This window comes from Solwaraspora sp. WMMD792 (assembly GCF_029626105.1).
Classification (GTDB): Bacteria; Actinomycetota; Actinomycetes; order Mycobacteriales; family Micromonosporaceae; genus Micromonospora_E.
Genome location: NZ_JARUBH010000009.1, coordinates 2,293,056 through 2,313,575, shown reverse-complemented (window position 1 = coordinate 2,313,575; position 20,520 = coordinate 2,293,056). Strand labels below are relative to the sequence as shown.

The window sequence follows — 20,520 nt, the reverse complement described above, 5'->3', positions numbered from 1 at the left end:
ACGACCCGGACCAGACATGGTGAGGACATGATCGGACTCGTCGGCCGGCGCCTGTTGACCATGGTGCCGCTGCTGCTGTTCGTCACGCTCGTGGTGCACGGCATCGCGATCTTCGTCCCCGGCGACCCAGCGGTCCGGATCGCCGGGGAGAACGCCACTCCCGAACAGATCGCTCTCACCCGGGACCGGCTCAACCTCGACGAGCCCTGGCCGGTGCGGTACTGGCGGTGGCTCACCGACGCGGTCCGGGGCGATCTCGGCAACTCGATCTTCAACAACGACTCGGTGACCCAGCTGATCCTGGAGCGGATGCCGGTGACCCTGGCGTTGACCCTTGCCGCGCTGGTCGTCGCGGTTCTGTTCGGCGTACCGGCCGGCATCCTCGCTGCCCTGCACCCGAACCGCTGGCCGGACAAGCTGGTCCGGGCCATCGCCACCGTCGGCATCGCTTTTCCCGGCTACTGGCTCGGCCTGCTGCTGATGCTGGCCTTCTCGATCCGGCTGGGCTGGTTCCCGACCATCGGCTACACGCCGATCAGCGAGGATCCGGCGGGCTGGCTGCGCCACATCACGCTGCCCGCAATCGCGTTGGGCGCCTCGGCCGGCGCGGAGGTGGCCCGGCAACTGCGCCGGTCGATGCTCGACACCCTGCACCGCGACTTCGTCCGTACCGCCACCGCCAAAGGGCTGCGCTACCGGGCGGTGCTCGGCAAGCACGCCCTCAAACACGCCGCCGCGCCCGTGGTGACCGTACTCGCCACCCAGGTGGCGCTGCTGCTCGGCGCCGCCGTGATCATCGAGCAGACGTTCACCATCCCTGGGGTGGGGGCGCTCGCGGTCAGCTCGGTGATCGGCAACGACCTCACCGTCGTGCAGGGCATCGTGGTGGTCAGCACCGTCGCAATCGTGCTGGCCAACCTGCTCGCCGACGTCGCCCAGGCATGGCTCGCCCCGAAGACCCGGTGATCCGCACCCGCCCCGACCCACATCCTTCGGACCAACAGCAAGGGAGGCGACCGTGACCGCCACCGCGACGCCGGCCGTGGACACCTCGTCGACACCGTTGCAGCGCCGCCAGCGCTGGCGGTTCCTGCGCCGGTTCGCCGGGCACCCGGGTGCCCTGCTGGCCGCCGGATACCTGCTCGTCGTGGCGCTGCTCGCGGTGTTCGGTGGCCGGCTGACGCCGCACGACCCACTGGCGCAGAATCTTGGCGCGGTGCTGCAGCCACCCACCGGCGGGCACCTGCTCGGCACCGACGATCTGGGCCGGGACCTGCTGAGCCGGCTCATCGTCGGCGCCCGGCCGTCGCTGCTGGCCGTGCTGCAGTCCCTCGCGGTCGGGGTCGGCTTCGGAGTGCCGATCGGGCTGCTCGCGGTGCTGCTGCCGGCGTTGCCCGGTGGGCTGCTGATGCGGATCGTCGACGGGGTGATGGCCTTCCCGCCGCTGCTGCTGGCGATCGGCGTGATCGGCGTGCTCGGCCCGGGGCTCAGCCAGGCGATGATCGCCGTCGGTGTGGTGTTCGTGCCGCGGTTCGCCCGGCTGACCCGCACCAGTGTCCTGCAGGTCTACCACGAGACGTACATCGACGCCTCCCGGGTCATCGGCACCCCGCTGGGCCGGCTGGTCCGCTGGCACGTGCTGCCGAACATCACCGGCCCGGTCGTCGTGCAGGTGGCGGTGGCCAGCGGGTTCGCCATGCTCGCTGAGGCCGGTCTGAGCTTCCTCGGGCTCGGTGTCCAGCCGCCGGACGCGAGCTGGGGCGCGCTGCTCGGCCGGGCGCTGCCGTACATCGACACCGCCTGGTGGCTGGCGGTCGCCCCCGGCGCGGTGATCACCTTGACCGTGCTGGCCACGAACGTGCTCGCCGACGGCGTCGGTGACTCGCTTGGCCGCGAATCCAGGAGCCGGCGTTGACCACACCCGCCAAGAGCACCGAATCTGCCAGGAGCACCGCTCAACCGGCGCCGGGCACCGACGCGGTACTGCAGGTCATCGACCTCACCGTCGCGGTGGGTAGCGCCGCCGGCGGCTGGACCGACCTCGTTCACCAGGTGTCGTTCGAGGTGGCCGCAGGTGAGACGGTGGGGCTGGTCGGGGAGTCGGGCTGCGGCAAGAGCACCACCGCGCTGGCGTTGATGGGTCTGCTGCCGCCCCGGGACCTGCGGGTCGGTGGCGGCACGGTCCGGCTCGACGGGACCGACCTGTTCCGGTTGTCCCGGCGGGGCTGGGAGGACGTCCGCGGCGACCAGATCTCCATGATCTTCCAGGAGCCGATGTCCAGCCTGCACCCGGCGTTCACCATCGGCGAGCAGATCGCCGAGTCGGTGCGCCGGCACCGGGGGCTGTCCCGCCGGGCGGCCGCCGACCGGGCGGTCGAACTGCTCGACCTGGTCGGCGTGCCGGACGCCCGGTCCCGGGCCCGGGCTTATCCGCACGAGTTCTCCGGCGGGATGCTGCAGCGGGTCCTGATCGCCATCGCGCTGGCCTGCGAGCCGAAACTGCTGGTCGCCGACGAACCGACGACGGCCCTGGACGTCACCGTACAGGCGCAGATCCTGGATCTGCTGCATGAGATGCGCGACCGGTTCGGGCTGGCCGTCCTGCTGGTCACCCACGACCTCGGGGTGGTCGCCGAGGTGTGCGATCGGGTGGTGGTGATGTACGCCGGCCAGGTCGTCGAGGAGTGCGGCATCGACACCTTCCTCGCCGGTCCCCGCCATCCGTACAGCCGGGCATTGCTGGCCGCCGCGCCGGACGCCGCCGTCGACGGCGAACTGACCTGGATCCCCGGTGCCCCGCCCGGCCCGGACGAACTGCCGTCCGGCTGCCTGTTCCAGCCGCGTTGCCGGTACGCCCACGACGCCTGTCGCAGCGGACCGATCGTGCTGCGCCGCGCGGCCGACGGCCACGCGAGCCGTTGCCTGCTCGACCCGGAGGCGATGACCGATGAGTGACCTGCTGCGCCTTTCCGACCTGCACGTCACGTTCCCGGGCCGGTCGCTGCTCGGCCGCCGGGCCGCGCCGGTGCAGGCGGTACGCGGCGTGGACCTGACCGTGGCGCCGGGCGAGACGGTGGGACTGGTCGGCGAGTCCGGCTGCGGCAAGTCCACCCTCGGCCGTACCGCAGTCCGGCTGATCCGCCCCACCCGGGGTCAGGTGCTGTTCGAGGGCCGCGACATCGGGGCGATGTCCAGCCGTCAGCTGCGCCCGCTGCGGCCCCGGTTCCAGATGGTCTTCCAGGACCCGTACTCGTCGCTCGATCCGTCGATGAGTGTGCTGGACAGCCTCGCCGAACCACTGCGGGTGCACACCGGCGACGGGCACGCCGAGCGAGCCGCCCGGGTGGCTGCGGCGCTGCGTCAGGTCGGGTTGGACGAGCGGCACCTGTACCGCTACCCGCACGAGTTCTCCGGCGGGCAGCGGCAGCGGCTCGCGCTGGCCCGGGCGATGATCCTCGACCCCCGGCTGATCGTCGCCGACGAGGCGACCAGCGCGCTGGACGTGTCGACTCAGAACCAGATCCTCATGCTGTTGCGGACGTTGCAGCGGGAACGGGGGGTGGCCCTGCTGTTCATCAGCCACAACCTGCTCGCCGTGCGGCATGTCGCGGCCCGGGTGGCGGTCATGTACCTGGGTCGGGTGGTGGAGACCGGGCCGACCGCCCGGGTGTTCGCCGCACCGGCCCACCCGTACACCCGGGCGTTGCTCGCCGCCGTGCCGGGCGCGGCCCGGCGCCGCCAGCGCGGCGTGCGGGCCGCGTCGCCGGTAGGTGAGCTGCCCAGCCCGGTCGCCCCGCCGTCCGGCTGCCCGTTCCATACCCGCTGCCCGCTGGTGCTGGACCGCTGCCGGGTCGAGATGCCGGCGGCGGTGCCGGTGGACGACGGCGGTCACGTCTCGTGTCACCTGCAGACCGACGGTCCGGCGCTCGGCGGCCGGCCGCTGCCGGCGTCGCTGGCGGCCGGCGTCGGACCCGCGACGGCGGCCGGGTGAGGCGGCACCGGTCCGCCGACGGAGCCGGCGGACCGGACCGGTCGCGAAGCGCCGGTCAGTGGCCGCGGGCGATCCACTCGTCGAGGTGCGGCCGTTCGGTGCCGATCGTGGTGCTGTCGCCGTGTCCGGTGTGCACGATCGTGTCGTCCGGCAGGGTGAACAGCCGGTCGCGGATGGACGCGACGATCGTGCCGAAGTCGCTGTAGGAGCGGCCGGTGGCTCCCGGGCCGCCGGCGAACAGCGTGTCGCCGGTGAACACCACGCCCAGCTCGGGCGCGGACAGGCAGCAGGCACCAGGGCTGTGCCCGGGGGTGTGCAGGACCCGCAGCGTGGTGCCGCCGACGGTGAGCTGCTGCTCGTCGGCCAGCGCGGCGTCCGGGGGCCGGTGCGGGTGGACCTGGTCCCAGAGCACCCGGTCGGCCGGATGCAGCAGCACCGGTGCGCCGGTCTCGTCGGCCAGGCGCGCCGCGACCCGTACGTGGTCGTCGTGGGCGTGGGTGGCGACGATCGCCCGGACGGTACGCGCGCCGACGACGGCGCGGATCGCCTCGACGTCGTGCGGGGCGTCGATTACCACGCATTCGGTGTCGTCGCCGACCACCCAGACGTTGTTGTCGACATCGAAGGTCTGCCCGTCCAGGGAGAACGTCCCGGACGTGACGGTGTGGTCGATCCGGGTGGTCATCAGAACACCACCACCGAGCGGAGCACGTCGCCGTGGTGCATCTTGTCGAAGGCCTGCTCGACCTGGTCGAGCGGGATCTCCTCGGTGACGAAGGCGTCGAGGTCGAGGCGGCCCTGCCGGTACAGTTCGGTCAGCATCGGGAAGTCGCGCGACGGCAGGCAGTCGCCGTACCAGCTGGATTTGAGCGCGCCGCCGCGACCGAACACGTCCAGCAGCGGCAGTTCGACGCGCATCTGCGGGGTCGGTACGCCGACCAGGACGATGGTGCCGGCCAGGTCCCGGGCGTAGAACGCCTGTTTCCAGGTTTCCGGGCGGCCGACCGCGTCGATGACGACGTCGGCGCCGAACCCGCCGGTGAGCTCCTGGATCCGTTCGACCACGTCGGTCTGCCGGGCGTCGACGGTGTGGGTGGCGCCGAAGCCGCGTGCCCAGTCGAGTTTCCGGGGGTCGGTGTCGACGGCGATGATGGTCGTCGCACCGGCCAGGGCGGCCCCGGCGATCGCGCCGTCGCCGACGCCGCCGCAGCCGATGACCGCGACGGAGTCGCCGCGGCCGACGCCGCCGGTGTTGATCGCGGCGCCCAGCCCGGCCATCACTCCGCAGCCGAGCAGGCCGACGGCGGCCGGCCGGGCCGCCGGGTCCACCTTGGTGCACTGGCCGGCGTGCACCAGGGTCTTCTCGGCGAAGGCGCCGATGCCCAGCGCGGGGGAGAGCACGGTGCCGTCGGTCAGTGTCATCTTCCGGGTGGCGTTGTGGGTGGCGAAGCAGTACCAAGGGCGGCCCCGGACGCAGGCCCGGCAGGTGCCGCAGACGGCCCGCCAGTTCAGCACCACGAAGTCGCCGGGGGCGACGTCGGTCACCCCGTCACCGACCTGTTCGACGATGCCGGCCGCCTCGTGGCCGAGCAGGAACGGGTAGTCGTCGCTGATGCCGCCGTCGCGGTAGTGCAGGTCGGTGTGGCAGACACCGCAGGCCTGCACCCGCACCACCGCCTCGCCCGGGCCGGGGTCCGGTACGACGATCGTGGCGACCTCGACCGGCGTACCGGTGTTCCGGGAGATCACACCCCGGACGTGTTGGCTCATCGGAACCCTCCTGGAACGTCGTCGTCACACAGGTTCGGTCCGAACCTACCGCCGGGCGGGCCGGCGCGGAACCGTCCCGCCCGGCGTATCCCCTGGTGGTGACGACTACCGCTGGTCGGCGGTCGATTCGACCAGGTGCCGGACCCGGCCGAGGAAGGCGGCGCAGTACGCGCCGTCGAAGACCCGGTGGTCGAACGAGGCGGTCAGCACGGCGACCCGGCCGACGTCCAGGCGGGGCCGGCCGCCGTCGCGGACGACGACCGGCCGGTCGGCGACGCTGTCGAAGGACAGGATGGCGGCCTGCGGCTGGTTGATCACGGGGACGGTGAACAGGGTGCCGGACCGGCCCAGGCTGGAGAGGGTGAAGGTGCCGCCGGTCATGTCGGTGACGCCGAGCCGGCGCTGGTGGGCGCGGGCGGTGACGTCGGTGATCCGGTCGTGCAGGGCGGTCAGGTCGAGTTCGTTGGCGCGGTGTACGACCGGCACGACCAGGCCTTCGTGTCGCAGGTCGACCGCGATGCCGAGGTTGACCTGCTCGAAGACCCGGATTCCGGCCTCCTCCCAGCTGGCGTTCGCCATCGGGAACTCGGTCAACGCCTGCGCGGTGGCCCGGGCCAGGTAGGCGAGCACCCCTGGTGGTCGGTCGCCGCGGGTGGCCCGGTCGGCTTCGACGGCGTCGAAGCGGACCTCGACGGCCATCGCCGCGTGCGGGCTGGTCGCCAGGGACCTGACCATGTGGGCGGCGATCCGGCGGCGCAGCCCGTCCGGGCGGACCAGTTCGCCGGGCCCGCGGGGGTCGGCGGGCGCGGCTACCGTCGTCCCGGTCCCGGCTGCGGTGTTGGTTTCGCTCCCGCTGCCGGTCCGGCCGGGTGGGCTGGTCACGGCGTGTCGCCGACGATGACGCCGAGGACGGTACGGACCTCGACGACGTCGCCGGGCTGGGCGGCGATCCGCAGTGTGCCGCTGGCCGGTGCGGCGAGCACCTCGCGGGCCTTCTCCGCCTCCACCTCGACCAGGTCGGTGCCCTCCTCGACCCGGTCGCCGTCGGCGGCGTACCACTGCATCACCTCGGCCTCGGACATGCCCATGCCGAACTGCGGCAGACGCACCTCGGTCTCCATGTTCACCTCTCTCCGAGCGTGCGGCGTACCGCCGCGACGATCTTGTCTGTCGACGGGTAGATCTGCTTCTCCAGCGCCGGGCTGAACGGCACGTGGATGTCGTCGGTGGTGACCCGCCGCACCGGTGCGCGCAGCACGTCGAACGCCTCCTCGACCAGGTGGGCGGCGATCTCGCTGGCGGCGCTGCAGGTGCGGTTGGCCGGGTCGACGACGACGGCGCGGCCGGTTCTGGCCACCGAGGCGACGATCGTCGACCAGTCCATCGGAACCAGGGTGCGCGGGTCGACGACCTCGACGGAGATGCCGTCGGCGGCGAGCTGGTCGGCAGCCTCCAGAGCGAGTTTCACCCCGCCGCCGATGCCGATCACGGTCACGTCGGTGCCGGCCCGGGGGACCGCGGCGACGCCGAACGGGACCAGATGTTCGTCGTCGGCCGGTGCCGGCCCCCGGCCGCGGCGGCCCCACAGGTTGGCGTCCTCGAAGCACAGCACCGGGTTGTCGTCCCGGATCGCCGTCTTGAGCAGGCCTTTGAGGTCCGGTCCGTTGCTCGGCACGATGATCTTCAGACCGGGCACGTTCATGAACATCGGGTAGGGGCGGTCAGCGTGGTGTGCGGCGGTGCCGCCGTGGTAATACAGTGCCTGCCGGTACACCACCGGGAGCCGGGCCTGCCCGCCGAACATGTAGCGGCTCTTGGCCACCTGGCTGATGAACTGGTCCATCGCGCCGAACATGAAGCTGGCCACGGTCAGATCGACGATCGGCCGTAGGCCGGCCATCGCGGCGCCGGCGGCCATCCCGACGCTGGCCGCCTCGGACAGCGGCAGGTCGCGTACCCGGGCCGGGCCGAACTCGGCGAGGAAGCCGGCGGCCGCGCCGAAGACGTTGGCCCGCAGGTCCTGGCCTATCAGGATGACCCGTTCGTCGCGGGCCATCTCCTCCTGCTGGGCCTGCTGGATGGCCTGCAGGAAGCCCAGTTCGGCATTGCGGCGTCGGGTCGGTGCCGACGCGGTGCCCGCGCTCACGCGCCCGCTCCTTCCGGCTCGTGGTACAGGTCCCGGTACGCCTCGGCCGGCTCCGGGTAGGGGCTGCGCCGGGCGAACTCGACCGCTTCGGTGATCTCGGCGTCGACCTCGGCGCGCACCGCGTCGATCCGGGCCGGGTCGGTCCGCCCGTCGGCGAGCAGCCGGGCGGTGAACAAACTGATCGGGTCGCGGTCGGCGCTCCACGTGCCGACCTCGGCGTCGTCGCGGTACGCCTCGCGCAGCTTCAGCCCGTACGCGTGTTCGTGGAACCGGTAGGTCTTGGTCTCCACGATGCTGGGTCCGTCGCCGGCGCGGGCCCGGGCGACGGCGGCGGCGACCGCCCGGTAGGTGGCGGTGACGTCCTGGCCGTCGACCACCACCCCGGGGATGCCGTACGCGAGCGCCCGGGTGGCGATGTCCGGTACCGAGGTGAGGTCGTCGGCGCGCACGCTGACCGCGTACCCGTTGTTCTCACAGAGGTAGACGACCGGGAGTTTCCAGACGGCGGCCAGGTTGAGCGACTCGTGGAAGACGCCTTCGTTGGCGGCGCCGTCGCCGAAGAAGCACAGGCAGATCCGCCCGTCGCCGAGGACGTCGGCGGCGAGGCCGGCGCCGGTGGCGACCGGGATGGCGGAGCCGACGATGCCGGACTCGCCGAGGCTGCCGACGGAGAAGTCGGCCAGGTGCATGCTGCCGCCCTTGCCTTTGCAGACGCCGTCGGCGCGGCCCAGCAGTTCGGCCATCAGCCGGTCCAGCCGGGCACCCTTGGCGATCGGGTGCCCGTGCGAGCGGTGGTTGCCGGTCATGTAGTCGTCGATGCCGGTGGCCAGGCAGGCGCCGACGATCGCGGCTTCCTGGCCGATACTCAGGTGCACCATGGCGGGTAGTTCGCCGGCGTGGAACAGGTCGATGGTGGCTTCCTCGAACCGCCGCACCCGCAGCATCCGGCGCAGCATCTCCACCGCCAGGTCGGCATCGATGTCCGCCAGGTCGGGGTGGATGCCCGTCGGGTCGGGTGCCCGCTGCGTTGCCAGCTCCATCTCGCTCTCCTCTGGGTTGGGTCGGCGGTCGCGGACCGCGGCGTCGCCGCAGGTCGGGTACGGACCGGGCACCGCGTAAACACTAGTGTTAACACAGTTGGCCGCCGTTCGGAACGCCTCGCCGGGGTCGAATTGGATTGTCAGCACTGCCGTTGACGCATGGTCCGGTGCGATGCTAGCCTTCCGTCAACATCAGCGGTGACGTGCATGTCATCGAGTCCGCCCGACCGGGAACCCCGAGGATGTTGGAGGCGAGGTAGATGGTGGTCGACACCCCGATCCGCCCGGCCCGGATCAATCCCTTCACCGCCGAGCGCTTCCGGCACGTGATGGGCCACGTGCCCACCGGCGTGACGGTGGTCACCGCGATGACCCGGCAGGGGCCGGTCGGCCTGACCGTCGGCTCGTTCGTCTCCGCGTCGCTCGACCCGCCCCTGGTGGGCTTCCTGCCGGCCCGCACCTCGAGCACCTGGCCGCTGATGGTCCCGGTCGGGACGTTCTGCGTCAACGTGCTCGGTGAGGAGCATGAGCAGTTGTGCCGCGGCTTCGCCCGATCCGGTGGTCGCAAGTTCGACGGCGTCGACTGGCGGCCGGCGGCCGAGACCGGATCCCCGGTGATCGACGGCGCGCTCGCCTGGTTCGACTGCGTCTTCGAGCGCTGCCACCCGGCCGGCGACCACCTGTTCGTACTGGGCCGGGTGCGCAACCTCGACGTCCGTGCCCAGGGCCGACCGCTGGTCTTCTGCCACGGCCGGTACCAGCAGCTCGCGGCGCCCGACGCCGCCCCCGATCCGTCCACTGGAGGCTGAAGCCCGATGCGTGTAGGGATGACCTGCATCTTCGAAGGTCACGAGAACGCGACCGACGAGGAGATCTACCACAACGAGCTGCGGCTCGCCGACCTCGCCGAGCCGCTCGGGTTCGACGCCATCTGGGGCGTGGAGCACCACTTCACGTCGTACACCATGTGCCCCGACGTCCTGCAGTTCCTCACCTACCTGGCCGGGCGCACCGAACGGGTGCAGCTCGGTTCCGGCGCGGTGATCCTGCCCTGGCACGACCCGGTGCGGGTGGCCGAACAGGTCGCCGTGCTCGACATCATCTCCAACGGCCGGTTCGTCTTCGGCATGGGACGTGGCCTGGGCCGCATCGAGTTCGACGGGATGCGGGTGCCGATGGGCGAGTCGCGGGAGCGCTTCGTCGAGGCCGCGCAGATCATCATGCAGGCCCTCGAGACCGGCGTGCTGGAGTACGAGGGCAAGTACTACAACATTCCCCGGCGTGAGCTGCGGCCCCGCCCGACGCGCAGCTTCCGGGACCGGCTCTACGCCGCGGCCGTCTCCCCGGAGTCGGTACGGATCATGGCCGACGTCGGCGCCGGCATCCTGATCAACCCGCAGAAGGACTGGATGGAGGTGGCCGACGACCTGGACGCCTACCGGGCCACCTTCAAGGAACTCAAGGGCGTCGACGCGCCGGCCCCGCTGGTCACCGGCTGGGTCTGCTGCGACGAGGACCCGGTCAAGGCCCGCGACATGGCCCAGGAGTACATCGGCGGATACTACGAGTACGTGCTCAACCACTACGAACTCGGCGGCCGGCACTTCGACACCACGATGGGCTACGAGTACTACCAGAAGCTGGCCCGGTCCATCCAGAAACACGGCTCCGACCGGGTCGTCGACAACTTCATCGAGCTGCAGATCTGGGGCACCCCGGAGCAGTGCTACGAGCGGATCGTCGACATCCGGTCCAAGGTCGGCAACGACGGGTTCAACGGGGTCTTCTCGTTCGCCGGCATGTCGCCGCAGACCGCCGAGCACAACCTGCGGCTGTTCGCCGCCGAGGTGATGCCCCGGCTCAAGGCCCTCGACCCGGCGCAGGTGACGTCGTGACCTCCTGGACACCCCGGGTGGTCACCGACGGCCTCGACTTCCCGGAGGGGCCCAGCCACCTCGGCGACGGCGCGGTCGCCGTGGTCGAGATGCAGGGCCAGCGGCTGACCCGGGTCAACGCCGATGGGAGCCGGTCCACCCTCGGTGACCTCGGCGGCGGCCCCAACGGCAGCGCGCGGGGTGCCAGCGGCGCGGTGTACGTCGCCAACAACGGCGGCCTGTCCGCCACCCGGACCGGCGGATACTGGCACGCGCCCGAACCGTTCGACGGCCGCGTACAGAAGGTCGCCGTCGACGGCGCCGTCAGCACGGTCGCCGCCGACCTGCCCGGTCCGGCCCCGCACCGGCCCAACGACCTGTGCTTCGGCCCCGACGGCCAGCTGTACGTCACCGACTCGCACAACTGGGAGAACCTGCGCGACCTCAAGCCTGGCCGGATCGTCGCGGTGTCCGCCGACGGCGCGGTGCGGCAGGTCGCCGAGGTCCCCGCGATGCCCAACGGCATCGCGTTCGGCCCGGACGGACGGCTGTACCTGGCCCAGTCGCTGACCCGGCGGATCCTGGTGTTCGACCACCCGCCCGGTACCGGGCTCGGCGACCCGCAGGTCTTCGCCAAGCTGCCCACCGGCTCCCCGGACGGCTTCTGCTTCGACGCCGACGGCAACCTGTACGTGTGCGGCAGCGTCGGACACGTCGTCGTGGTCATCGGACCGGACGGCACGGTCCGCGACACCATCGACACCCCACCCGGCGCCCAGCCCACCAACTGCTGCATCGGCGACGGTCAGCTGTACGTCACCTTCTCGATGACCGGCGAACTGGTCGCGTACGACCTGGGCGTGGCGGCGTACCCGTTGCACGAGGGAGACATCGGATGAAGTTCGCCCTGATGTACGAGATCGCGGTGCCCCGCCCGTGGGACGACCGCAGCGCCTACGTGGCGTTCCAGAACGTCCTCGACCAGATCGTGCTCGCCGACAAGCTCGGCTTCCACAGCGTCTGGACCGTCGAACACCACTTCCTCGACGAATACTCGTTCTCGTCGGCGCCGGGCGTGCTCTACGGCGCGATCGCCGCGAAGACGAAGAACATCCGGATCGGGCACGGCGTGCGGCTGCTGCCGTTCCCGTACAACCATCCGGTGCGCGCCGCCGAGGCGGCCGCCACCGTCGACGTGCTCTCCGGTGGCCGCCTGGAGTTCGGCACCGGCCGCTCCGGCACCCGTACCGAGCTGGAAGGGTTCGGCATCGACCCGACCGACACCCGGCCGATGTGGGAGGAGGCGCTGGAGGTCATCATGGGCTGCTGGACCCAGGAGGAGTTCTCCTGGGACGGTGAGCATTTCAAGCTGCCGCCGCGCGGGGTGGTGCCCAAGCCGATGCAGCGGCCGCACCCGCCGCTGTGGGGTGCCTCGTCCAGCGCCGACAGCCACGAGCTGATCGGCGAGAAAGGGCTGGGGCTGTTGTCGTTCTCGGTGGCCGCCGCACCGGAGACCCTGGTCAAACGGTTCAACCGGTACCGGGACGGAATCCGGCGCGCCAAACCGGTCGGGGCGTACGTCAACGAGCAGATCGCCACCTTCACCCAGGTGCACTGCGCCCAGACCACCGAGGAGGCGTACGCGGCGGCCCGGGACTGCTTCGGCTGGTACGTGCAGACGTCGCTGAAGTCCGTCGCCGAGCTCGGCGACTGGAAGGACGGCGCGCAGCTGGGCAGCTACGAGTACGCCAAGAAGCTGCTCGGCGGGATCGACCTGGACTCGCTGACCTTCGACTACCTGCTCGACAACGACGCGGTGATCGTCGGCAACCCCGATCAGTGCGTCGAGATGGCCAAACGGTACGAGGCGGTGGGGACCGATCTGCTGCTCTGCCTCGTCCAGCCGTACAACATCCCGCACGAGAAGGTCATGAAGTCGATCGAGCTGCTGGGCAAGCACGTGCTGCCCGAGTTCTCCTAGGCACCGAGGGGGTGGCTGATGTCCACGCAGCGCACCAGCCGGGCGGCGGACTGGGTCCGGCTGCACGCCCGGAACACGCCGGGTCGGGCCTGCTTCGTCACCGACACCGACTCGTACTCGTTCGCCCAGGTCAACAGCCGGGTCAACCGGGTCGCCAACGAACTGCGCCGGATGGGCGTCGGCAAGGGCGACCGGGTGGCGCTGTTCGCCACCGACTCGCACTGCTACATGGAGACCCTACTGGCCTGCATGAAGCTCGGCGCGGTCTACGTGCCGCTGAACTTCCGGCTGGCCCAGCCGGAGCTGCAGATGCTGCTGCGTACCGCCGAGGCGAAGGTGTTGTTCTTCAGCGAGCGGTACGCCGCCATGGTCGAGTCGGTCGACGTGCCGACGTTGCGCTACACGGTGTCGTACGAGAAGACCGCGGTGGCCGACCGGGGGTACGAGGAGCTGGTGGCCGCCGGTGACGACGTCGAGATCGACACCCCGTTCGGCGACGATGAGATCATGTGCCTGGCCTTCACCAGCGGCACCACCGCCCTGCCCAAGGGCGTCATGCACCACCAGCGGATGACCAAGCACCTGGTGTTCCAGTGCATCCTCGAGCGGCGGCTGCCGGCGGACTCGTTCCACTACTCGCCGGCGCCGCTGTACCACGTCGCCGGGATGGGCTACGTGCTGGCCGGGGTGGCCCGCGGTTTCCCGTCGCTGATCCTGCCGGCGTTCGACCCGGTCACCGTCCTCAAGTGGCTGCGCCGCGATGTGCTCAACGGCGTCTTCCTGGTCCCGACGATGATCGACATGCTGCTGCAGCAGCCGGACGTGCGCGACGCCAGCTACGACCGGCTGCTGTCCATCGCGTACGGGGCGGCGCCGATGTCGCCGACCCTGCTGCGCCGGGCGATGGACACGTTCCGGTGCGACTTCATGAACATGTTCGGCGCCGGCACCGAGGCCGGCCTGCAGACCGTGCTGACCCCGCAGGACCACCGCCGTGCGGTGGCCGGCAACGAGCATCTGCTCGGCTCGATCGGCAAACCGGGCATGGGTGTCGACCTGCGGCTGTGCGACGACGACCTGAACGAGGTCCCGGACGGCACGGTCGGTGAGATCGTCACCCGGTCCGACGCGGTGATGGCCGGCTACCTCGGCATGCCGGACGAGACCGACCGGGTGCTGGTCGACGGCTGGTTCCGCGGCGGTGACATGGCCTGGCGCGACGACGAGGGCTACCTCTACCTGTCCGGCCGTAAGAAGGACATGATCATCAGAGGTGGGGAGAACATCTACCCGATCGAGATCGAGCAGGTGCTGTCGGAGCTTCCGACGGTGCAGGAGGTCTCGGTGGTCGGGGTGCCGGACGAGCGGTGGGGCGAGATCGTCCGGGCGCACCTAGTGCTCAACCCCGGTGGCGCCTTCGACGAGGACGCCGTCCGGGAGTACTGCCGGACCCGGCTCGCCGGGTACAAGATCCCGGCCGTGTTCCGGGTCGAGCTGGCGTTGCCCCGCAACGCCAGCGGCAAGGTCCTCAAGCGGACGCTGCGTACCCGATGACCACTGTCCGACGCGCTGCGCTATCATCAACGCGACTGTTCATAGATCGACTCTGGTCGGTCGTGCTGGAGGAGTGTGGCGCCCGTGGCGACCCGGGAACGCAACCGGACGGCAGCCAGCGACATCGCTCGCCGGCGGATGGAGCGCAGGCTGGCCAGCGGCCGCAAGTCCGACGCCCGCTGGCAGGAGGTCCTGGACGGGGCGGCCCGGGTGTTCCAGCGGCTCGGCTACGCCCAGACCACCCTGGAGGACGTGGCCACCGAGGTCGGCATCAACCGGGCCACGCTCTACTACTACGTCGGCACGAAGGAAGAGCTGCTCGTTTCGCTGCTGCATCAGCCGATCGAGCAGATGCGCGTGGAGCTGGAGGAGATCGTCGCCGAGCCGACGCCGCCCCGGGAGAAGCTCGCCCGAGGGCTGCGGGCTTACGTACACGCGATGCAACGCCGCCCGGAGCTGTTCATCTTCGTCGGCGAGAACATCCACAAGGTGATGACCGGCGACGAGGTGACCGACATCCAGCGCAACGCCGACCTGTGGGGCCGGCTGTTGACGAAGGTGATCACCGACGGCGCGGCCAGCGGCGAGTTCCGCTCCGACGTCGACCCGAATGTGGCGGTGCTCGGCATCGTCGGGATGTTCAACTGGACCTACCGCTGGTTCGACCCGGACGGGCCACGCAGCCTGGCCGACTTCGGCGAGATCTTCATCGAGCTGGCCCTGTCCAGTCTGGCACCGAAGTCCTGACCGTCGGCCGGTGCCGCGGCGCGGCGTACGGCAGCAGACCGCCCCGGGCGACCGGGACCGGCCGGTGAGCCGGGCCGCACCGGCACCGGCCACCGGCGGTGGCCGCCCGACCGGTCCCGATCTGACCGACCGGGTGGCGCTGGTCACCGGCGGCGGGTCCGGGATCGGCGCGGCGACCGCGCACCGGCTGGCGGCGGCCGGTGCCCGGGTGCTGGTCGCCGACCGGGACCTGACGGCCGCCGAGTCCGTCGCGGCGGCGATCGGCCCGACCGCCGTGGCGCATCCGGTGGACATCGCCGACGCCGACTCCGTCGCGGCGATGGTCGCCGCGGTGGTCCGCCGGTTCGGCCGGCTCGACGTCGCGCACAACAACGCCGGGGTGACCGGTGTGTTCGCCGACACCGCCGACTACCCGGCACACGTCTGGGACCGGGTGCTGGCGGTGAACCTCACCGGCACCTTCCACTGCCTGCGCGTCGAGATCGCCCAGCTGCTTGCCCAGGGCGGCGGCGGGTCGATCGTCAACACCGCGTCCGGTGCCGCGTTGCGCGGGGTGCCGGCGTCGGCCGCGTACGTGGCCAGCAAACACGGCATCGCCGGACTGACCAGGACGGCGGCGATCGAGTACGCCGCCGCCGGTATCAGGGTCAACGCGGTCTGTCCCGGCCTGGTCCGCACCCCGATCGTCCGGTTCGACACCACCGCGCTGGAGACGACACACCCGATCGGGCGGGCCGCCGAGCCGCAGGAGATCGCCGAGGTGGTCTGCTGGCTCGCCTCGGACGCCGCCAGCTACGTCACCGGGGCGCTGCTGCCGGTCGACGGCGGCCTGGTCGCCGGGCTGGCCCGGCCGTGACGGACGCCGATCCGCAGGTGCTGCGCCCCGGTCTGCTCGCCGGCCGGACCGCGCTGGTCACCGGTGCCGGCACCGGTATCGGCCGGGCGGTCGCGCTGCGGCTGGCCGGCCTCGGTGCCCTGGTGGTCGGTGTCGGGCGGCGGCCGGAGCCGCTGGCCGGCACCGCCGGGCTGGCCGCACCGGGCCGCTTCGTCGCCCGGCCGCTGGACGTGCGTCGTCCGGAGCAGGTCACCGACCTGATCGCCGAGGTCGGCCGCCGGTACGGCCTGGACATCCTGGTCAACAACGCGGGCGGGCAGTTCGTCGCCCCGGCCACCGGGATCTCCCCCCGGGGGTTCGCCGCGGTCGCCGACCTGAACCTGACGGCGATCACCCGGCTGACCGAGTCGGCGCATCCGTGGCTCGCCGCGCGCGGTCACGGTCGGGTGGTGAACGTTTCGCTGTCCGCGCCGGAGGCCGGCATCCCGGGCCTGGCCCACTCGGCCGCCGCCCGCGCCGGGGTGCTGGGCCTGACCCGGTCGCTGGCCGAGCGCTGGTCCGCCGACGGGATCCGGCTCAACTGTCTGGCGCCGGGCACCGTGCTGACCGACGGCGTACGCCACGAACTCACCGGCACCGCGTTGGCGGAGGTGCTGCGTCGTACCCCGTTGGGCCGGGCCACCACCCCGGACGAGGTGGCCGAGCTGGTCGGCTTCCTGGCCGGGCCGGCGGGGGAGTGGATAACCGGCCAGCTGATCGCCCTGGACGGCGGCGCCACGCTCGTCGGCGCCGCCGGTGCGCTGCTGCACCACGGCTGACGTGTCGCCAAGCGCGGTATGGGCCACCGGCGCCGTGGACTGACGCCGACCGGGCGGTGCCACCGTCAGATGACGCCGCCGGCCCGCAGCCGTGCGTACCGCTCGTCGGTCATCGCCAGCAGACCGCGGTAGATCTCGTCGTTGTGGGCGCCGAGTGCCGGGCCGGTGTGCCGGACCACGCCAGGGGTGCGGTCCAGCCGGGGGAACACGTTCTGCATCGGCACCGCGCCCAGCGCCGGATCGTCGACCGAGACGATGGTCCGGCGGGCCTGGAAGTGCGGGTCGGTGAGCATCTCCGGTGCCCGGTAGATCTTGCCGACCGGCACCGAATGGGCGATCAGCGTCTCGGTGAGGGCGTCCACGCTGAGGGTCCGGGTCCAGTCGGCGATCTGGGCGTCCAGCTCGGCCTGGTGCCGGCCCCGGGCGGTGTGGCTGGCGTACCGCTGGTCGGTGCCGAGCTGCGGGCGGCCCATCGCGGCGGCCAGCCGGCGGAAGACGGTGTCCTGGTTCGCGGCGATCAGCACCATCGCGCCGTCGCTGGTGGGGTAGACGTTCGACGGTGCCACGTTGGGCAGGATCGGTCCGCTGCGTTCGCGAACGAAGCCGGCCAGCCCGTACTCGGGCACCAAGGACTCCATCAGCGCGAGGACCGCCTCGTAGATCGCGGCGTCGACGACCTGACCGGTGCCGGTGCGGTCCCGAGCGCGCAGCGCGAGCAGGGTGCCGAGGGTGGCGAACGTCGCGGCGAGGGAGTCGCCGAGGCTGATGCCGACCCGGCTGGGCGGGGTGGACGGGTCGCCGACGACGTACCGCAGGCCGCCCATCGCCTCGGCGATCGCGCCGTAGCCAGGTCGTTCGGCGTACGGCCCGTGCTGGCCGAACCCGGAGACCCGGACCATGACCAACCCGGGGTTGATCCTGGTCAGCTGGTCGAAGCCGAGTCCCCACTTCTCCACGGTGCCGGGCCGGAAGTTTTCCAGCAGCACGTCCGCGTCGGCCAGCAGGTCGCGGGCGATCTGCTGGCCGTCCCCGGTGCGCAGATCGAGGGTTATCGACTTCTTGTTGCGGGCGATGATCGGCCACCACAGCGACCGTCCGTCGGACTTCTCCCGTCCCCATTCGCGCATCGGGTCGCCGACGCCCGGCGGCTCGATCTTGATCACCTCGGCGCCGTGGTCGGCGAGAAGCTGCCCGCAGAACGGGCCGGCGATCAGGGAGCCCATCTCGATGACCCGCACTCCGGCCAGTGGCGGTGCGGTGTCCGGGGTGCCGTCCGGCGGCGCGTGCGTCATGTCTGATGTTATACAGTCCACGTAAACGTTGACGCAACAGCAGGGAGTGGTCGTGGTCGAGATCGTCGAGGTGGCGCCCCGGGACGGGCTGCAGAACGAGGCCACCCTGCTGCCGACCGGTGACAAGCTCGAACTGGTCCGCCGGGCGGTCCGCCACGGCGCACGGCGCATCGAGGTCACCGCCTTCGTCCGCCCGGACCGGGTACCGCAGATGGCCGACGCCGAGCAGGTGGCCGCCGGTCTGCCCGACCCCGGCCCCGGGGTGCGCTACACCGCCCTGGTGCTCAACGAGCGCGGCTACCTGCGGGCCCGCGACTGCGGTTTCACCGAGGTCAACATGGTGGTGCTCGCCACCGAGACGTTCAGCGAACGGAACCAGGGGATGCCGGTGACGGCGGCGCTGCGGGCGATGACAGCCGTCCGCCGCCGGGCCGCCACCGACGGGGTACGGGTCGCGGTGACGGTCGGGGCGTCGTTCGGCTGCCCGTTCGAGGGCGAGGTCCCGGTCGCACGCCTGGCGACCGTGCTGCGCGCGGTGCTCGCCGAATCACCGGACGAGCTGGTGCTGGCCGACACGATCGGGGTGGCGGTGCCGACCGATGTGGAGGAGCGCTTCGGCCAGGCCGCCGCTCTGGCCCCCGGCCTGCCGTTGCGGGCGCACTTCCACGACACCCGCAGCACCGGGGTGGCCAACGCGGTGGCGGCGGTGCGGTCCGGGGTCACCGCCCTGGACGCCAGCCTGGCCGGGATCGGCGGCTGCCCGTTCGCGCCGGCCGCCACCGGCAACGTGGCCACCGAGGACCTCGCCTACACGTTGAACCGGATGGGCGTCGACGTGGGCCTGGACCTGCCGACGGTGCTGGACGACGCCCGTTGGCTGGCCGCCGCGTTGGGCATCACCGCCCCGGGCCGGCTCAGCCGGGCGGGGCTGTTCCCGTCACCGGTCTGACCGGGTGTCCTCCGCCGGGGCCGGTGCGAGCAGCGGCAGCAGGTCGCGGGCGTAGCCGGCGGCGTCGGCGGCGGGCAGCCACTGCGCCGCGTCCAGGGCCCGCAGCGCCAGCCCGGCACCCGGGGAGTCGGCCCAGGACCGGGCCAGCTCACCGGCCCGGTCGGCGCACTGCGGGTCGACCCCGGCGACCAGACCCCAGTCCAGTGCGGTGGCGGCGCCGAGGAACCGGCCCGTGAGCACCAGCTGCCGGGCCCGTCCCGGCCCGACCCGCCGGATCAGCAGGCCGGCCAGGTCGCTGACGAGCAGCGCCCCGCTGTCCGGGTCGCCGGCAGTGAATGTGCTGGTCGGAGCGGACAGCACGACGTCGAAGTGCAGCAGCGCGGCCAGCCCGGCGCCGCCGACCGGGCCGGTGACCGCCAGGACGCTCGGTGCTGCCGCCCGGCGCAGCGCGGCGCGCAGCCGGTCGGTGGCGGCGCCGGCGGCGACCTGGTCGCCCCGCGGGTCCAGCGCCTCCCCGGCGACCTCCACCAGGACGGCGGCCAGCCCGGTCTGCCGCGCCGAGTCGCGTACGGCCGTGGCCAGGTCGGCCAGGTCGGCGCCGGCGCCGATCGCCACGGTGGCGATGTTCATCTCGGTCCCTTCGTCACGGATACCCCGCACCCCACGGATGGTTCTCACCGGCCCTGGAACCGGGGCGGGCGCTTGTCCAGGAACGCGGTGATCCCCTCGGTGCGGTCCGCGGTGCCGAGCAGCCCGGCCAGCATCGCGCGTTCCAGGTCCAGCCCGGCGCTGAGCGGGGTCTCTTCGGTCGCCCGGACCGCCGCGCGGGCCTGTCGGGTGGCGATCGGGCCGAACCCGGCCAGTTCCCGGGCGACCTCGACACCGACCTGCACCACCCGCTCGCGTGGGGCGACCCGGTGGACCAGGCCCAGATCCCGGGCCCGCCAGGCGTCCACGGTGCGACCGAGCAGGACGACCTCGGCGGCGACGAACCGGCCGGCGACCCGGGCCCAGCGTTGGGTGCCGCCGGCGCCGGGCATGATGCCGAGCCGGATCTCCGGCTGGCCGAACACCGCGTTGTCCGCCGCCACGACCAGGTCGCAGGCGAGGGCCAGCTCGCAGCCGCCGCCGAGGACCGGTCCGGCGACGGCGGCGACCAGCGGGGTGCCGACCGACATGATCCGCCGCCACGCACCGACCCGGGGTGAGTCCAGGTACCGGGCGGTGTCGAGGGCGAGCAGTTCGCGTACGTCGGCGCCGGAGGCGAAGGTCTGGCTGCCGCCGGTGAGCACGATCGCCCGGACCTGCGGGTCGGCGTCGGCCGCCGCCAGGGCGTCCACCAGGTCGTGCATCGTGTCGGTGGTGAGCGCGTTGCGCCGGTCCGGTCGGTTGAGCCGGACGACGGCGACGGCGTCCTCCCGCTCGGCGAGCACCGCCGGTGCCGGCGGCGGTTGTTCGGCCACCGGCCCGGTCGGGTCTGCCACTGTCCCTGTCGGGTCTGCCACTGTGCGACCTCCTTGACA

22 protein-coding genes are annotated in these 20,520 nt (G+C 72.1%); 13 read left to right on the top strand and 9 right to left on the bottom strand.

Features of this window, described 5'->3' with window-relative positions:
* The first annotated feature begins 27 nt into the window (after positions 1 to 27).
* The 4 genes from O7629_RS12015 to O7629_RS12000 are packed head-to-tail and all read left to right on the top strand — an operon-like array spanning position 28 to position 3,991.
* On the top strand, positions 28 to 966 hold the full coding sequence (locus O7629_RS12015) for an ABC transporter permease (RefSeq protein WP_278169221.1): 939 nt from the start codon (positions 28 to 30) through the stop codon (positions 964 to 966).
* Between the two features lie 52 nt (positions 967 to 1,018).
* The gene (locus tag O7629_RS12010) at positions 1,019 to 1,915 is read left to right on the top strand and encodes an ABC transporter permease (RefSeq protein WP_278169220.1); all 897 of its coding nucleotides are present in this window, start codon (positions 1,019 to 1,021) and stop codon (positions 1,913 to 1,915) included.
* A complete protein-coding gene (locus tag O7629_RS12005; protein ID WP_278169219.1) occupies positions 1,912 to 2,955 on the top strand; it encodes an ABC transporter ATP-binding protein in 1,044 nt (347 codons plus the stop codon). The genes O7629_RS12010 and O7629_RS12005 overlap by 4 nt, the downstream gene beginning before the upstream one ends.
* On the top strand, positions 2,948 to 3,991 hold the full coding sequence (locus O7629_RS12000) for an ABC transporter ATP-binding protein (RefSeq protein WP_278169218.1): 1,044 nt from the start codon (positions 2,948 to 2,950) through the stop codon (positions 3,989 to 3,991). Before O7629_RS12005 ends, O7629_RS12000 begins: the two co-directional genes overlap by 8 nt.
* Before the next feature lie 55 nt (positions 3,992 to 4,046).
* Here O7629_RS12000 and O7629_RS11995 read toward each other — a convergent pair whose 3' ends face one another.
* From O7629_RS11995 to O7629_RS11970, 6 genes are all read right to left on the bottom strand, one after another.
* Positions 4,047 to 4,676: an MBL fold metallo-hydrolase gene (locus O7629_RS11995; RefSeq protein WP_278169217.1), complete on the bottom strand. Its 630-nt coding sequence runs from the start codon at positions 4,674 to 4,676 to the stop codon at positions 4,047 to 4,049.
* Positions 4,676 to 5,761 carry an S-(hydroxymethyl)mycothiol dehydrogenase gene (locus O7629_RS11990; protein WP_278169216.1) on the bottom strand — a complete coding sequence of 362 codons (1,086 nt, stop codon included), beginning with the start codon at positions 5,759 to 5,761 and terminating at the stop codon, positions 4,676 to 4,678. The genes O7629_RS11995 and O7629_RS11990 overlap by 1 nt, the downstream gene beginning before the upstream one ends.
* Before the next feature lie 105 nt (positions 5,762 to 5,866).
* Entirely contained in the window at positions 5,867 to 6,643 is a 777-nt protein-coding gene (locus O7629_RS11985) for a 2-oxo acid dehydrogenase subunit E2 (RefSeq protein WP_278169214.1), read from the bottom strand.
* The gene (locus tag O7629_RS11980; RefSeq protein WP_278169213.1) at positions 6,640 to 6,882 is read right to left on the bottom strand and encodes a lipoyl domain-containing protein; all 243 of its coding nucleotides are present in this window, start codon (positions 6,880 to 6,882) and stop codon (positions 6,640 to 6,642) included. The genes O7629_RS11985 and O7629_RS11980 overlap by 4 nt, the downstream gene beginning before the upstream one ends.
* 2 nt (positions 6,883 to 6,884) lie before the next feature.
* Positions 6,885 to 7,907, bottom strand: coding sequence for a transketolase C-terminal domain-containing protein (locus O7629_RS11975; RefSeq protein ID WP_278169212.1), 1,023 nt, complete (start codon positions 7,905 to 7,907; stop codon positions 6,885 to 6,887).
* On the bottom strand, positions 7,904 to 9,019 hold the full coding sequence (locus tag O7629_RS11970; protein ID WP_278169210.1) for a thiamine pyrophosphate-dependent dehydrogenase E1 component subunit alpha: 1,116 nt from the start codon (positions 9,017 to 9,019) through the stop codon (positions 7,904 to 7,906). The genes O7629_RS11975 and O7629_RS11970 overlap by 4 nt, the downstream gene beginning before the upstream one ends.
* A 188-nt stretch (positions 9,020 to 9,207) precedes the next feature.
* On the opposite strand from O7629_RS11970, the gene O7629_RS11965 reads away from it, so the two are divergent.
* From O7629_RS11965 to O7629_RS11930, 8 genes are all read left to right on the top strand, one after another.
* Complete coding sequence (locus O7629_RS11965; protein WP_278169209.1) at positions 9,208 to 9,756, top strand: flavin reductase family protein; 549 nt, start codon at positions 9,208 to 9,210, stop codon at positions 9,754 to 9,756.
* Between the two features lie 6 nt (positions 9,757 to 9,762).
* Positions 9,763 to 10,842 (top strand): LLM class flavin-dependent oxidoreductase, encoded by a 1,080-nt coding sequence (locus tag O7629_RS11960; RefSeq protein ID WP_278169208.1) that lies wholly within the window; start codon positions 9,763 to 9,765, stop codon positions 10,840 to 10,842.
* Positions 10,839 to 11,720, top strand: a complete 882-nt coding sequence (locus O7629_RS11955; protein ID WP_278169207.1) for an SMP-30/gluconolactonase/LRE family protein — start codon at positions 10,839 to 10,841, stop codon at positions 11,718 to 11,720. Before O7629_RS11960 ends, O7629_RS11955 begins: the two co-directional genes overlap by 4 nt.
* Positions 11,717 to 12,802 carry an LLM class flavin-dependent oxidoreductase gene (locus tag O7629_RS11950; protein ID WP_278169204.1) on the top strand — a complete coding sequence of 362 codons (1,086 nt, stop codon included), beginning with the start codon at positions 11,717 to 11,719 and terminating at the stop codon, positions 12,800 to 12,802. Before O7629_RS11955 ends, O7629_RS11950 begins: the two co-directional genes overlap by 4 nt.
* A gap of 18 nt (positions 12,803 to 12,820) precedes the next feature.
* Positions 12,821 to 14,356: an AMP-binding protein gene (locus O7629_RS11945; RefSeq protein WP_278169202.1), complete on the top strand. Its 1,536-nt coding sequence runs from the start codon at positions 12,821 to 12,823 to the stop codon at positions 14,354 to 14,356.
* Between the two features lie 84 nt (positions 14,357 to 14,440).
* Positions 14,441 to 15,103: a TetR/AcrR family transcriptional regulator gene (locus O7629_RS11940; protein ID WP_278169200.1), complete on the top strand. Its 663-nt coding sequence runs from the start codon at positions 14,441 to 14,443 to the stop codon at positions 15,101 to 15,103.
* Positions 15,104 to 15,113: 10 nt separating this feature from the next.
* The gene (locus O7629_RS11935) at positions 15,114 to 15,959 is read left to right on the top strand and encodes an SDR family NAD(P)-dependent oxidoreductase (RefSeq protein WP_278169198.1); all 846 of its coding nucleotides are present in this window, start codon (positions 15,114 to 15,116) and stop codon (positions 15,957 to 15,959) included.
* Positions 15,956 to 16,756, top strand: a complete 801-nt coding sequence (locus tag O7629_RS11930; RefSeq protein ID WP_278169197.1) for an SDR family oxidoreductase — start codon at positions 15,956 to 15,958, stop codon at positions 16,754 to 16,756. The genes O7629_RS11935 and O7629_RS11930 overlap by 4 nt, the downstream gene beginning before the upstream one ends.
* A 65-nt stretch (positions 16,757 to 16,821) precedes the next feature.
* Here O7629_RS11930 and O7629_RS11925 read toward each other — a convergent pair whose 3' ends face one another.
* Positions 16,822 to 18,048: a CoA transferase gene (locus O7629_RS11925; RefSeq protein WP_278169196.1), complete on the bottom strand. Its 1,227-nt coding sequence runs from the start codon at positions 18,046 to 18,048 to the stop codon at positions 16,822 to 16,824.
* 28 nt (positions 18,049 to 18,076) lie between these two features.
* Between O7629_RS11925 and O7629_RS11920 the strand changes: the two genes are divergently transcribed.
* Positions 18,077 to 18,997 (top strand): hydroxymethylglutaryl-CoA lyase, encoded by a 921-nt coding sequence (locus tag O7629_RS11920; protein WP_278169195.1) that lies wholly within the window; start codon positions 18,077 to 18,079, stop codon positions 18,995 to 18,997.
* Here the strand turns inward: O7629_RS11920 and O7629_RS11915 are convergent.
* Positions 18,986 to 19,627 (bottom strand): enoyl-CoA hydratase-related protein, encoded by a 642-nt coding sequence (locus O7629_RS11915; RefSeq protein ID WP_278169193.1) that lies wholly within the window; start codon positions 19,625 to 19,627, stop codon positions 18,986 to 18,988. The genes O7629_RS11920 and O7629_RS11915 overlap by 12 nt on opposite strands.
* Positions 19,628 to 19,671: 44 nt before the next feature.
* The gene (locus O7629_RS11910; protein ID WP_278169192.1) at positions 19,672 to 20,502 is read right to left on the bottom strand and encodes an enoyl-CoA hydratase-related protein; all 831 of its coding nucleotides are present in this window, start codon (positions 20,500 to 20,502) and stop codon (positions 19,672 to 19,674) included.
* Between the last annotated feature and the right edge of the window lie 18 nt (positions 20,503 to 20,520).